The organism is Chitinophaga sp. YR573 (genome assembly GCF_900110995.1).
Taxonomy (GTDB): domain Bacteria; phylum Bacteroidota; class Bacteroidia; order Chitinophagales; family Chitinophagaceae; genus Chitinophaga.
Genome location: NZ_FOJF01000002.1, coordinates 598,502 through 612,254 on the forward strand (window position 1 = coordinate 598,502; position 13,753 = coordinate 612,254).

Genomic DNA, 13,753 nt, shown 5'->3' on the forward strand with positions numbered 1-13,753 from the left:
TCTGGAGGATGAAACGACTCATAGCAGTACTTGTAGTACTGATAGCTTTTTACATGCCTGTGGCCGCGCAGCATACTTTTTCATTAGGTGACAGTGCCTTTTTACTGGATGGCAAACCTTTCCAGATGATCTCCGGAGAAATGCATTATCCCCGTGTACCAAGGGAATGCTGGAGAGCCAGAATGAAAATGGCCAGGGCGATGGGACTTAATACCATTGGGACTTACGTATTCTGGAACTTACATGAGCCTGAAAAAGGGCACTATGATTTTTCCGGGAATAATGATATTGCGGCCTTTGTGAAAATAGCACAGGAGGAAGGATTGTGGGTGGTTTTGAGACCCAGCCCTTACGTTTGTGCAGAATGGGAATTCGGTGGATATCCGTATTGGTTGGAGGAAGAAAAGGGATTGATCGTAAGAAGTAAAGAACCTAAATATTTAGAGGCATACCGTAATTATATACAGGCTGTTGGTAAACAACTGGCACCTTTACAGGTGGCTCATGGTGGTAATATATTAATGGTACAGATAGAGAATGAATACGGTTCTTATTCCAATGATAAAGACTATCTGGAGATTAACCGTAAGATGTTTGTTGATGCGGGATTTGATGGGGTGTTGTATACCTGTGATCCAGCCGAGGCTATTGATAATGGACATTTACCAGGGTTGTTGCCTGCTATCAATGGGGTAAGTGATACTGTGAAGGTCAAAAATCTGATCAATAAAAATCATAACGGCAAAGGTCCTTATTATATAGCGGAATGGTATCCTGCATGGTTCGACTGGTGGGGTACTGCACATCATACTGTTCCTTATGAGAAGTATCTGCCTCAGTTGGATAATGTGTTGTCCGCCGGGATTTCTATCAACATGTATATGTTTCATGGTGGTACTACCAGGGGCTTTATGAATGGTGCGAATGCGAATGATCATAGTCCTTATGAACCACAGATCAGCAGTTACGATTATGATGCACCGCTGGATGAAGCGGGGAATGCTACTGAGAAGTTCAGGCAGTTCCGTAGTGTGATAGCTAAACATCTGCCGGCTGGGCAGTCATTACCGGAGATCCCTGCGGACAGGCCGGTGATTGATATCCCTGCTATTCATTTTACCGAATCTTCCCCTGTGTTTAATTTGCTTTCAGCACCTGTACGCAGTGTTAAACCGCTGACATTTGAAGATCTTGGTCAGGCTTATGGATGGGTATTGTACAGTACTACTGTGGAAGGTGGTAAAACAGCTGTTTTACAGTTGAAAGAGCTGCGTGATTATTGTGTAGTATTAGTGAATGGGAAAAGGGCAGGAGTGCTGGACAGAAGATTGAAGACAGACAGTATACAATTGACGTTGCCAGCTGGTAAAGTGAAGCTGGATTTGCTGGTGGAGAATCTGGGTCGTATTAACTTTGGCCCTTATTTACTGGAGAATAAGAAAGGTATTACAGCACAGGTGCTTTTTGATCATAAAGAAGTGAAGAACTGGCAGCTGTATAAATTACCGTTTGATAAATTACCGGTGAGTAAAGTGAAGACGAAAGCGAGTGGTAATGCTCCTGTATTAAAAAGAGGCACCTTTGTTTTATCTGCAACAGGTGATACTTACCTGGATATGAGTAACTGGGGTAAAGGAGCTGTATGGATTAACGGGCATAACCTGGGTAAATACTGGGAGGTAGGTCCTCAGCAGACAATTTACGTACCTGCGGAATGGCTTAAAAAAGGAACAAATAATATCGCAGTATTTGAGTTACTGAAACCTGAGCAAAAGGAGTTATCAGGTGTTAGTAAACCGATATTGGATGTAGTTAAAAAATAATTATTAAAGCCTCGTGTTTCTAACAAAACCTAATAGGCTCCGTTAGGAGCCCCGTGTTTGTAGCAAAGATTAATCTTCTCTTTAATAGACTCCGTAGGAGTCCCCTAAGCCGCGAATATCAGGGGACTCCTACGGAGTCTGTGTTTTGTTGTTTAATTTGTTTGCTACAAACACGGGGCTCCTAACGGAGCCAAATAAAGTAGTATTAAAATAGGCTATTCCCTACCTTCTCCGGGTATCACTTTTATAGTTTCTTTTCTTCCACCTCTCAGCACATCCAAAGAGATCCTTCTTCCAATCTGTTTTTCTGTCAATAAGCGATGAAGGTCATCCACCGTAGAAATAGGTATATCATCAAAGGCGATGATAATATCTCCTATGTGCAATTCGCTGTTGTAATAATTACCATCAGGTACTATTTCAAAAACGTATACCCCGGTTTTAGTAGATACCTTATTCACCGCAATCATCCGATTGCTGAGGTTTACCGGTTGTGCTGCTATCCCTAACTGCGCTCTCCTTATTTTACCATGAAGAATTAATTGTCCTGCAATCTGCGCTGCCAGGTTGGAAGAGATAGCAAAACATAAACCCTGTGCAGATGGAATCATCGCTGTATTTACACCAATCACCTGCCCGCGGGAATTCACCAGTGGCCCGCCGCTATTCCCCGGATTTAATGCCGCATCTGTTTGAATGACATTGTCTATCAGCCGGCCATTACTGGCACGCAGCGTTCTGCCCAATGCACTCACCACACCTGCAGTAACAGTATACTGTAATCCCATTGGGTTACCGATGGCAATAGCGATTTGTCCCACCTGTAAAGTAGCTGAATCTGCCAGAGGCATTGCCTTCAATCCCGTTTCATCGATCTTTAAAACAGCTATATCTGTAGAAGCATCTGCGCCTTTGATTTCAGCACTTACTTTTCTTCCATCTACAAAAGAAACCTTTATAGTTTCTGCATTTTCGACTACATGATTATTGGTGATGATGTAGCCATCTGAAGATATAATGAAACCGGAACCTGTACCTGCCTGCACCTTTCTCTCAGGGTTACGCCTGTCTTTTACTTTTTTCTGTACTTCTATATGTACCACTGATTCTGCGACAGACCCAACCACCCCTGTAACGGTTTGAGAGTAGGCATCCAGTAAACCGGCATCGTTTACCGGATTATCCGTAATAAAAAGAATTGAGTTATCCATGCCATTACATACTCAAATATTTTTCCAGTCTCATGAAGCTGACCTTTTGACATTTCAGGTAGAGGTATTGCGTCCCAAAGGCAGGATTTTTGACAAAAAACTGCATGTCTGGTCACGCAGACAATTTAGCCTGCAGGCTTATTTTGCCTACTTATTAAACTAATTAGTATTACAAAATTGATTTGACTATCAACTTTTTAGAAAAATTATATTGGCTGCATTTGGAAAATATATTATCTTATAATTAAATTGGACAAGAATTACTCTAACGACCTGCTTAGGTTCAGCATGTGAATGTAATAACAGCTCCGCTCTTCTGTAACAAAGTGTACAGATGCAGCGGCGTAATCGATTCCGCTTACCTGTTTCTTGCCGGTTAAAGAAACATAATATCCTCTAACCAAAACAATTTTAAAGCATTGAAAGGTCAACCCGGTATTATGAAATTTAAAGTGGCTCCTGAGAAAGAAGCACTCCTTAAGATCAGCACTGTTTTTCCGCCCAAATACCCGGTCCACAGCATTCCGCATGCGGAAATTGAATTTGTGGAGGGCGACTTTGGTTCTTACAGTACACAAATAATAAAAACAGATTCCTGGGCAATTGGCTGGCTTCGTTTTTCCATTAAAAAGGAAGTGATATTATATCCCACTACAGACAACGCCATGGTTGCATTGTATTGTACATTAACGGGAAGCATTCCCTGTAAACTGGAAGGAGTTGGGCCCCTTGTATTAGAGAATAAGAAATACAGCTTTTATTATATACCGCCTTTAATTCATAATGAAGCCACTTTTGTGCCGGGTGAATATGAAGCAGTGTATATATCATTTGGAGATGATTTTTTAGCAGAGTGCGCGGAAGAAGATTTAATAAGATTGAAAGACCTGTACAACAGGAAGGTAAAGGAGATGCAGAGTGGAGAAGTGTTTCCGCCGTTTAATATTACGAACAGAGAGCTGGAAAATTTTGATATGATCCGCTATCATAAATTGAGTGGCACCAAGATGAAGCTGCATCTTGCATCACGGATCAATGATCTGCTGGTAAATTATTTTTCAATACTGGAAACGGGTAAGGATACTGCACAGGATGAAAAGAATACGGCAGTTCATACAGTAGCCCGGTACATTGCATTACATCTGGGAGGTAATTTAACGAATCCGATGCTGGAGACAGTAGCGGGAATAAATGTGAATACTTTAGAAAAGGAATTTAAGAAAGTTTTTTTGGTGCCGCTACAACAATATGTGGAAGATGCACGTATGGAAGAAGCGAAAAGACAATTGGTACAGACACATTTGCCTATAGCTGATATTTCCAGGAATGTGGGATACAGCGATTCTAATTATTTTTCCACGGTGTTCAGAAAGAAGTATGGGATGTCTCCAACGCATTACCGTAATACACATAAATAGTAAAAAACTGAAGGCCGTCTTTTATCAGACGGCCTTCAGTTTTTATAAGATCTCCACACTTGCCAATCCGTTTTCTACCGCGTTTTCTACCATGCCATCGCCTTCTATCCGGTAAGTAGTTACATCTGTTAAACCAATGAAGCCCAGGATAAACCTCAGGTAAGGTTCTGAAAAATCAAAATTTTTCATCGGTCCATCACTATAAACTCCTTTAGAGGCTATTGCCAGGTACACCTTTTTACCTTTCAATAACCCTTCTGGTTTACCGGTAGCATAACTGAAGGTCCTGCCCGCACGTACAATATGATCTATCCATGCTTTAAGCGCAGAAGGTATACTGAAATTGTACAGGGGAACACTGATAACGATGATATCAGCCGTTTCTACCTGTTCAACCGCTGCATCTGAATGACGGGCAACTGAGGCATCACCCGTGCCCATAAAAGCACCCAGCAGTTCGGCCTCTATATGCGCATATTTGGTATCCACCACGTCGTTCACGGTAACAGTACTGCCCGGATAACGGCTTTGTATCTTCTCTACGATCTTATTTCCCAGCTTGTTGCTGTTGGACGCCTCGCCCCTTGGGCTGGAAGTCACGTGCAATATTTTTTTCATGCCGTAAAATTATGTATCTTTACTAAGCTTTTATTAGTAGTAAGTAAAAGCTTAGTACTAACCTTTTTATTAGTTACTTATGGCATTTGGAGGACCACGCAGGGCGGATTGCAACGAGGCATTGGGGGCAGTAGGAGATGCGTTATACGCAATTGGCGGGAAATGGAAGCTGAGGGTTATTATTGCCTTATCAGATGGTAGTAAACGGTTCAATGAGCTGCAGCGCTCTATTCCGGGCATTTCAGCAACAGTGTTGTCCAATGAGTTGAAAGACCTGGAAATGAATGGCTTTGTTAGCCGTAAAGTAAATGCACAGGCTACACCTGTAGTCGTTGATTATGAAGTGACGGAATACTGTGCTACACTGAAAGATGTGGTAAGTGCACTACACAAGTGGGGGTCCATGCACCGGAACAGAATAAAAGAAAAGATGAAGGAAGAACGGGCTGTTCATTCTCCATCTACTTCATAGCTGTCTTTGAAAAATGTGCTTTTACAAAAGCATGCAGCTGACTATCTGTTAGTTTATCAGCAGGTTTAACATCGATTTTTATATTCTCAAAAAGATGATCTTCCCTTAAGATATTGTATAGCTCCTGTTTGGCGTCAGTAGGGCCACAGAGTAATACTTCCTCATAATTTTTAATCGCTTCCCCCAGTTGTCTGTAAAAGGATGCCTGTTCATGCTGCTCCTTATTATGCATATGGTGTTCACTGTTACTCAGACTAACTTCTTTTTCTTCGTGCGTGAATTTTGAGGTGATGATTTCTTCCATAGGACCGATTGGGTATTCTACTAAATGGGCTGATGAATGGTCCATCCAGATGCCTAGTCTTTTTATCGTTGTCATATGATTCGTTTTATATAAGTGAAGAATTATGTTACAAATGCCAAACTTCATTGGCATAAGAGTTGTTAACCATAATGATGCCGGATCTCTAAAGGATTAGCACTAATACATGAAGACCGAGCCAGAGCAATCACCCCCGCCTCGTATAAAATATTTCATTTCAGAGAAGATTGATGGTCTTTTTCTGAGTTTGTACGATGTGCATAAGTTTATGGTACGCTTTTTCAAAGAAGCTTTTATGCCTCCATATGAATTTAAAGAGATCATCAATCAATGTTACCAGGTAGGGTACAGGTCATTACCGCTGGTATCATTAACCGGTTTTATTGTAGGCATTGTGTTTACAAAACAATCCCGTCCTTCATTATCTACATTTGGCGCTTCTTCCTGGTTACCTTCTCTTATATCCATTGCTATTATCAGGGCATTGGCACCGTTAGTAACGGCGTTGATCGCTGCCGGTAAGGTAGGTTCCAACATGGGGGCAGAATTAGGCTCCATGAAAGTAACGGAACAGATAGACGCGATGGAAGTCTCCGCCACCAATCCTTTTAAATTCCTGGTCACAACACGTATACTGGCTATTACCTGTATGTTGCCGATACTGGTATTATACATGGGATTTGTGGGGATGATGGGATCTTATCTGAATATACATTTAACAGAACAAACAAGTTTCGCTGCCTTTGTCAGGAGCGCTTTCAGTACAATATCTTTCCTGGATATCTTCTCCTCTGTCTTAAAATCCGCTGTTTATGGCTTTACAATAGGGGTGGCAGGATGTTACCAGGGATATCATGCACAGAACGGCACACAAGGAGTGGGCAGAGCCGCCAATTCAGCTGTGGTAGTATCTATGTTTATGATTTTTATTGAAGAAATGCTGATTGTACAGGTGATAAACGCAATAAGATAATGGATAATAAAGAGGTGGTAATATCCATAAAGGACCTGAAAAAATCTTTTGGCAGCCTGTCTGTACTAAAGGGGATTGATCTGGATGTATACAAAGGAGAAAACGTAGCTGTACTGGGGCGTTCGGGTACTGGTAAATCGGTATTGATAAAGATCATTTCAGGATTATTAAAACCAGATAGTGGTACTGTTAAAGTATTGGGAGAAGAGGTGGATAAAATCAGCATTGCAGAACTGCAGAAGCTACGCCTGAAAATAGGATTCTCTTTTCAAAGCAGCGCTTTATACGATAGCATGACGGTAAGGCAAAACCTTGAATTTCCACTGGTAAGAAACAGAAGAAATTTAAGCAAACAGGAAGTGGGTAAAGCAATTGAAGAAGTATTGAATGATGTAGGATTATCACAAACGATTAATCAGATGCCTTCTGAATTATCCGGCGGACAAAGAAAACGTATAGGCATTGCCCGTACATTGATCTTAAAACCGGAAGTTATGTTGTATGATGAACCTACGTCTGGACTGGATCCCATCACCAGCATAGATATCAATAACCTGATTGTACAGGTACAGAAAGAATATAATACCACTTCCATTATCATCACCCACGATCTTACCTGTGCCAAACACACAGCCGATAAAGTAGCCATGCTGCTGGATGGCCGCTTTTTAGCACAGGGAACCTTCAAAGAGGTATTTAGTACAGATAATGAAAGCGTGAAAACATTTTATGATTACAATTTTATTAACGACAAATGAGTAGCTTGAAAAATAACCGGCCAGTAATAGTAGGAATCTTTTTATTCCTCGGCCTCGTCATCTTAGTGATCACCATAATGACCCTGGGCGGACAAAAAAAGACTTTCGTAAAATCGATCACCGTCAATGCTGTATTTGATGATGTAGGCGGTTTACTGAAAGGTGGTAATGTGTGGTTCTCCGGGGTGAAAGTGGGGACAGTAAGGAATATCAGTTTTTATGGAGATAAGCAGGTACTGGTATCGATGAGCATAGAGCAGCATGCGGAATCGCATATTCATAAAGATGCGAAAGCCAAAATAGGGTCTGATGGACTGATCGGAAATAAGATCGTGATCATTTATGGGGGAGAGGCCAGTTCACCACAGATGGGTAAAGACGGATTCCTCACAGTAGAAAAAGCGCTCAGTACAGATGATATGCTGGCCACTTTACAGGCGAATAATAAGAATCTGCAGGATATTACCACCAGCTTCAAAAGTATTGCCAGGAAGATAGACAGCGGAAATGGTGCATTGGGTGTGTTGTTAAATGACCCTGCTATGGGTGGTAAATTAACGGCCACTGTAAATAACCTGCAGGATATCTCTGCCAACTTTAAAACGGCCTCTGCTGCCAGTAAACATGTGATCGCTGATTTTCAGACCTTCTCAGGCAAACTGAATAAACCGGGCAATTCTGTCAATGAACTGGTAAGCGATACCGTGATGTACGGCAATATCCGCGGTACATTATCCGGATTAGAGGAAGCTGCCGGCTCTGTATCCCGTTTTACTGCTAACCTGAAAACGATGAGCGACAGGCTGAATGCAAAGGATAATGCAGTGGGGGTGTTATTGAATGATTCTACATCAGGTAACTCTATGAAGGTAATTATTGATAACCTGGAATCCAGCAGTAAGAAGCTGAATGACGACCTGGAAGCTGCACAGCATAACTTCTTGTTAAGAGGGTTCTTTAAGAAAAAAGCAAAGGCCGCCGCTAAAAATCAATAATATGTTTATCCTGCATAATACGGGTATCTTTTATGGCGCCCACACCGTTAAACCGGTATTGGAACCCAACGATATCCGTAGGCGGATGGGGGAAGTCCAACGCATATGCTTCTTCTCCGTTTATGATGAAACGCATATGCCTGTTCTTTGTTTCTACCCGTAACTGTACCCACTGGCTAAGATCACAGCCAAACCGGGAAAGGTCTGCCCCATTACTTTGCACTGCTTTTCCGGCGGCATATAAAGACAAATCTCCTATACAGGCTTTAGCGCAAAGAGGAATGATGATCACATCATTTTTGCATAGTATTAATATTTCTACATGCTGACATACTGCTGATCCCTGCCTGAAATCATTTTTAATACTTGTCTCAAAAACGAAATTATCATTTCTGATACCTTTCATATCCTGTACATTAATAAACCGCAGAGGAGGGGCCTGTGGTTGTAATGTGAGGTTGTAAGAGGTTATAGTAGCTGCATCTACCTCAATCATTTTATCTTTCTGAAATTCTGATTTTTTCAGATAAAGAGGAACTGTATTATTATCTATTAATGCTACCCATCCACCGGAAGTAATCATGAGATCATGTTCTTTTACTATCCTTTTTCCCACCATCAGTTTAGCCCTGAAATAACCGGGTTGGTAATAAATGGCAGAATATTCTTTTTTGTCTTTGTCGACGGCTACTTTACGGCTGATATCCCATGTTTGTGCGATGAATACAGAATCTGTGCCGGCCGCACTTGCATCGTATTTAAAAACAACGGAGTTGGGAACTCCTTCGGAGATGACTTTATTACTGCTGAATGTATATGTTCCTTTATTTGCTGATGAATTGCCGGAAGATAAAAAATAGAGGATGAGGAGGATAGGGAACCCTGCTAACCAGTACATCCATTTCCGGTTATGTACCTTTTCTTTGTTAACGGTAGTTACTTCTTTAACGGCGTCTATACTGCTTTTAAACTCCCGCCAGTCTTTATAACCTGAAAATTGTGCTAATGTATTCAGGGTGGTTGTTGCCGGGATATTGTTATAGGACAATTTTCCCCATATCCTTTTTAGGGTTGTTACACTCAGTGTTACTCCGGTAGCCTCCAGTATCGCCTCGCTTAATTGCTCAAAGTCGTAGGTAGTCCAATCAACACTTTTTCCCCTGTTCAGCCTTGTTTCAATAAGGTGGAGACACTTTAGTATATAGATATTCTCAGTGTTGTAACTCATTTATAATGAAGTAGGTAAAAGTTTGAACAAACTTGTATCAACTTGGCTGCCTGATGAACAGGACCAAAATTAGTGATAATTCATATTTGCCATACAAATTTAAAACTATGACAAAAATAATCACCGGAGTCCTTCTTTTACTCGTTACCATGCAGGCGAATGCGCAGAAAATATTACTGAAAGCCGAAAGCTGGGATTACAAGCCCGATGCTGTGGAATTCTTAACATACAAAAACGTGCCGGCCATGAAGGTACATGCCCGCGGCGGACAGGTAGTGCTGAAAAACCTCGACTTTACTGATGGCACGATTGAATTCGATATGGAGCCGGGAGATCCTGGTTTTGCGTCATTCTACTTCCGGGAAAGCAGCAGGGAGGAGAGTGAAATCTTCTATTTCAGAACAGCTCGTGCCGGAAACAGGTATGCTGTGGATGCTGTTCAATATGCCCCTATTATAAAGAATGTAAACCTTTGGGATATGCTCCCTCAATATCAGAATAGTGCCCTATTTGAAAGGGAAAAATGGAACCATGTAAAACTGGTAATAGCCGGGAAGCAGATGCGGGTGTATGTTAATAATAGTTTAGTGTTGCAGGTGCCCCGGCTGGAAGGAGATAGTCAGCATGGCACTATTGCATTTGATGGCCGGATGACTATCTCTAACCTGGTGATAAAACCTAATCAGACGGAAGGCTTATCTCCTTTAGCTGGTGTTGACCTTACAGATAATGATCCCCGTTACTTACGCAAGTGGCTGGTAACCACACCGGTTAATACGGATAGTATCGATTTCAAAAACAGTTTTAAGCCTGATTCAGCAGCTATGTGGAATGTAGTAGTAGCTGAACGTCAGGGACTTATCAACCTTACCAGGGATTTTGGAGAAAGTAAAAAACGGCGTATTGTATGGCTGAAGACTATTATCCATTCCGATTCAGTACAAACCAGAAAGCTGGATTTTGGGTTTAGTGATGAGGTATGGGTGTTTATCAATGGTAAATATCTGTACGTGGATAAGAATCTGTATGGTAGGCCTATAGCTAAAGAACCGGATGGTCGTTGTTCTCTTGAGAATACTTCTTTCAATATTCCTTTAGAAAAGGGTAATAATGAATTACTTATAGGGTTGTCCAATGATTTTTATGGATGGGGAATAATAGCCCGGTTAGATAAAATGGATGCGCTGGAGACAGAGTAGGGCTCACTAAAAGGTCACCCTTATATTGGAGCTCTTTTAAGCTACTCATCAGGTAGTATAAGCCCTATATTAGCCCCCTCATAGTCCCCTCTAAGCCCTCTACAAGCCCACCTTATTTAGAGGGGGCTTGTAGAGGGCTTATATAGTAGTATGGTAACAGTTATAAAAAGTTTATAGGAGAGTTTATGTTCTTCCTGTGTTGTTTAAGACGTATCTTGATTTTACTACAAATACGGAGTATTATTATCCGAAGTGTCCGCTTACATAATTTTTTGTCAGTTCTTTTTGGGGATGATTGAAAATATCATCGGTTTTCCCTTCTTCCACTACTTCTCCCAGGTACATGAATATCGTTTTGTCTGCTACTCTTTGTGCCTGTTGCATATTATGTGTAACGATTACAATCGTGTATTGTTCTTTCAGTTGTACAATCAGTTCTTCTACCTTTCTTGTACTGATAGGATCTAAGGCAGAGCAGGGTTCATCCATCAGGATTACTTCCGGTCTTAATGCCACGGTACGGGCAATACAAAGTCTTTGCTGTTGTCCGCCGGACATGCGTGTAGCGGGTTTCTTCAGCTCATCTTTTACCTCTTCCCATAAATAACTTTCTTTTAAAGCACGTTCAATAATGGCTGGTCTTTCTTTGGAAGGAATATCATTGATCTTTAATCCGTAGTTGATGTTTTCATAGATACTCTTGGGGAAAGGATTGGCTTTTTGGAATACCATTCCCACACGTTTGCGTACTTCTGTTACAGAGATCTTTTTATCATACAGGTCCTGCGTCTCCAACATCATTTTTCCTTCTATTCTCGCATCAGGGGATAAGTCGTGCATACGGTTAAAACAGCGCAGCAGCGTACTCTTCCCGCATCCTGAAGGGCCGATTAATGCAGTCACCTGTTTCTCCGGAAATGTAACAGTTACATTTTTTAATACATGCTTATTCCCAAACCAGAGATTCACACCCTGTGCAGATAATTTTATAATTGCCTCATTCATTATTTCTATACTTATAGCGGATATAAAATGCAGTTAAATTCAGAAGGAATACTACCATTACCAATACCAGTGCCGTACCGTATGCCAGTGGTCTCACCTGTTCAATCGCCTGGTGCTGGGTGGATAACATATACAGATGATAAGGCAGCGCCATAAATTCCTGGTTCAGGTAACCGGAAGAGCCGTTGATGTAAAAGGCCACTCCGGTAAACAGGATAGGGGCCGTTTCGCCTGCTGCTCTTGATAAGGTTAGTACTACTCCTGTAAGAATGCCTGGTAAGGCAGAGGGGAGCACTACATCGCGGATAGATTCAAACTGTGTAGCGCCTACACCGAGTGCAGCTTCTCTTGTACTGGCAGGGATGCGGCGCAATGCCTCTTCTGTGGTGGAGATAATATACGGAAGAGATAATAAGCCTAATGTAAATCCTGCGGCCAGCATGGAAGTACCCATGTGCATGCCCTGTACAAATAGTGCCAGTCCGAATAACCCGTATATAATAGAAGGTACACCCGAAAGATTACGGATAGAGGCTCTTATTAACCTGGTTACCCAGTTATCCTTTGCGTATTCATTCAGGTAAATAGCGCAGCTGATACCTAATGGCACGGCCAGTACGGCTGTGAGCAGTGTTAATATAACGGTACCTGTGATAGCAGGTAATATACCGCCTTTGGTCATGCCTTCAGAAGGCAGTGCTGTAATGAATTGCCAGGATAAGGAAGGCCATCCTCTTACCACTAAATCCCATAGTATGGCGATAAGGAATAACAATACGGTGCCTGTGCAAAACAATAAGGTGAACCATTCTATCACCGGCGAAAGCTTTTTCATCATGCTGCCTGGTATTTTCTGTAACGGTTTACAAAGTATTCTCCTGCAAGATTTACCAGCAGGGTGATGAGAAATAATACGGCTGCGATGGCAAATAATGCATAGTAATGGGTGGTCTGGTAGGGAACTTCTCCCATTTCAATGGCGATTGTTGCCGTGATCGTTCTTACAGAATGGAAAAATCCTTTTGGGAAAGCAGAGGCATTCCCTGTGGCCATGAGTACGGTCATTGTTTCTCCTATAGCACGGCCTACGCCCAGCATAACTGCTGCTATAATACCCGGTGCTGCTGCCGGAATAATTACTTTGCGCAGTGTCTGCCACCTGTTGGCGCCTACGCTGTAACTCGCTTCCCTGTAGGTGGCTGGTAATGCCTGCAAGGCATCTTCAGTGACGGTGATGATGGTAGGCAGGGCCATAATAGCCAGCAGGATAGCGCCGTTTAAAGCATTCAGGCCATTGGCCTGGTGAGTGAGTTTAGCGATTTCGGGCCCTACTATCACAATGCCTAAGAAGCCGATGGCCACGGAGGGTATGGCTGCCAGCATCTCTACCATAGGCTTCAGTATATTTCTCAGTCTGCTGTTTGCATATTCGGACATAAAAGCGGCTGTTCCTATTCCCAGGGGAATGGCAATCATCATGGAGCCCAGGGTAACAATACCTGTGCTGACCATCAAAGGCATAATACCATAGCTGGCATGACTGCCAGCCGGGTTCCACTGGGTACCGGTGATGAAGTCCAGTGGTTTGATATGCGCAAAGAAGGCAATGGTATTCCACATCAGCATCACGAAAATGCCGCCGAGGATCACGATTACCAGCAGGCCGGTAGTACGGAACACTACTTTTACAAATGAATCAATTGTTTCTCTTGCTGCTAATTTCATGTAATT

Annotated in this window: 14 protein-coding genes; 7 read left to right on the forward strand and 7 right to left on the reverse strand. The window is 42.2% G+C overall.

Features of this window, described 5'->3' with window-relative positions; translation table 11 throughout:
• Nucleotides 1–8 precede the first annotated feature (8 nt).
• Nucleotides 9–1,823, forward strand: a complete 1,815-nt coding sequence (locus BMW86_RS22300) for a glycoside hydrolase family 35 protein (protein WP_089784155.1) — start codon at nucleotides 9–11, stop codon at nucleotides 1,821–1,823.
• 215 nt (nucleotides 1,824–2,038) lie between these two features.
• On the opposite strand, the gene BMW86_RS22305 is transcribed toward BMW86_RS22300, so the two are convergent.
• Nucleotides 2,039–3,034: a S1C family serine protease gene (locus tag BMW86_RS22305; protein ID WP_089784156.1), complete on the reverse strand. Its 996-nt coding sequence runs from the start codon at nucleotides 3,032–3,034 to the stop codon at nucleotides 2,039–2,041.
• Nucleotides 3,035–3,474: 440 nt separating this feature from the next.
• Between BMW86_RS22305 and BMW86_RS22310 the strand changes: the two genes are divergently transcribed.
• Nucleotides 3,475–4,452 carry a helix-turn-helix transcriptional regulator gene (locus BMW86_RS22310; RefSeq protein WP_089784157.1) on the forward strand — a complete coding sequence of 326 codons (978 nt, stop codon included), beginning with the start codon at nucleotides 3,475–3,477 and terminating at the stop codon, nucleotides 4,450–4,452.
• Nucleotides 4,453–4,494: 42 nt separating this feature from the next.
• Here the strand turns inward: BMW86_RS22310 and BMW86_RS22315 are convergent, their stop codons facing one another.
• Entirely contained in the window at nucleotides 4,495–5,070 is a 576-nt protein-coding gene (locus tag BMW86_RS22315; RefSeq protein ID WP_089784158.1) for an FMN-dependent NADH-azoreductase, read from the reverse strand.
• Between the two features lie 79 nt (nucleotides 5,071–5,149).
• On the opposite strand from BMW86_RS22315, the gene BMW86_RS22320 reads away from it, so the two are divergent.
• On the forward strand, nucleotides 5,150–5,542 hold the full coding sequence (locus BMW86_RS22320) for a winged helix-turn-helix transcriptional regulator (RefSeq protein WP_089784159.1): 393 nt from the start codon (nucleotides 5,150–5,152) through the stop codon (nucleotides 5,540–5,542).
• Here BMW86_RS22320 and BMW86_RS22325 read toward each other — a convergent pair.
• Nucleotides 5,532–5,921, reverse strand: coding sequence for a hypothetical protein (locus BMW86_RS22325; protein WP_089785749.1), 390 nt, complete (start codon nucleotides 5,919–5,921; stop codon nucleotides 5,532–5,534). The two genes, BMW86_RS22320 and BMW86_RS22325, sit on opposite strands and share 11 nt — an antisense overlap.
• Nucleotides 5,922–6,030: 109 nt before the next feature.
• Between BMW86_RS22325 and BMW86_RS22330 the strand changes: the two genes are divergently transcribed.
• From BMW86_RS22330 to BMW86_RS22340, 3 genes are read left to right on the forward strand one after another with little or no spacing between them, the layout of a single operon-like run.
• Nucleotides 6,031–6,837: an MlaE family ABC transporter permease gene (locus tag BMW86_RS22330; protein ID WP_089784160.1), complete on the forward strand. Its 807-nt coding sequence runs from the start codon at nucleotides 6,031–6,033 to the stop codon at nucleotides 6,835–6,837.
• Nucleotides 6,837–7,595: an ABC transporter ATP-binding protein gene (locus BMW86_RS22335; RefSeq protein ID WP_089784161.1), complete on the forward strand. Its 759-nt coding sequence runs from the start codon at nucleotides 6,837–6,839 to the stop codon at nucleotides 7,593–7,595. Before BMW86_RS22330 ends, BMW86_RS22335 begins: the two co-directional genes overlap by 1 nt.
• On the forward strand, nucleotides 7,592–8,590 hold the full coding sequence (locus BMW86_RS22340) for an MlaD family protein (RefSeq protein ID WP_089784162.1): 999 nt from the start codon (nucleotides 7,592–7,594) through the stop codon (nucleotides 8,588–8,590). Before BMW86_RS22335 ends, BMW86_RS22340 begins: the two co-directional genes overlap by 4 nt.
• Here BMW86_RS22340 and BMW86_RS22345 read toward each other — a convergent pair.
• The gene (locus BMW86_RS22345; RefSeq protein ID WP_089784163.1) at nucleotides 8,577–9,818 is read right to left on the reverse strand and encodes a hypothetical protein; all 1,242 of its coding nucleotides are present in this window, start codon (nucleotides 9,816–9,818) and stop codon (nucleotides 8,577–8,579) included. The two genes, BMW86_RS22340 and BMW86_RS22345, sit on opposite strands and share 14 nt — an antisense overlap.
• Before the next feature lie 107 nt (nucleotides 9,819–9,925).
• On the opposite strand from BMW86_RS22345, the gene BMW86_RS22350 reads away from it, so the two are divergent.
• On the forward strand, nucleotides 9,926–11,017 hold the full coding sequence (locus BMW86_RS22350) for a family 16 glycoside hydrolase (RefSeq protein WP_177189359.1): 1,092 nt from the start codon (nucleotides 9,926–9,928) through the stop codon (nucleotides 11,015–11,017).
• Nucleotides 11,018–11,260: 243 nt separating this feature from the next.
• Here BMW86_RS22350 and pstB read toward each other — a convergent pair whose 3' ends face one another.
• Genes pstB through pstC form a run of 3 tightly spaced genes read right to left on the reverse strand, consistent with a single transcriptional unit; the run spans nucleotide 11,261 to nucleotide 13,747 of the window.
• On the reverse strand, nucleotides 11,261–12,022 hold the full coding sequence (pstB, locus tag BMW86_RS22355; RefSeq protein ID WP_089784165.1) for a phosphate ABC transporter ATP-binding protein PstB: 762 nt from the start codon (nucleotides 12,020–12,022) through the stop codon (nucleotides 11,261–11,263).
• A complete protein-coding gene (pstA, locus tag BMW86_RS22360; protein ID WP_177189360.1) occupies nucleotides 12,015–12,860 on the reverse strand; it encodes a phosphate ABC transporter permease PstA in 846 nt (281 codons plus the stop codon). The genes pstB and pstA overlap by 8 nt, the downstream gene beginning before the upstream one ends.
• On the reverse strand, nucleotides 12,857–13,747 hold the full coding sequence (gene pstC / locus BMW86_RS22365; RefSeq protein ID WP_089784167.1) for a phosphate ABC transporter permease subunit PstC: 891 nt from the start codon (nucleotides 13,745–13,747) through the stop codon (nucleotides 12,857–12,859). Before pstC ends, pstA begins: the two co-directional genes overlap by 4 nt.
• Nucleotides 13,748–13,753 lie beyond the last annotated feature (6 nt).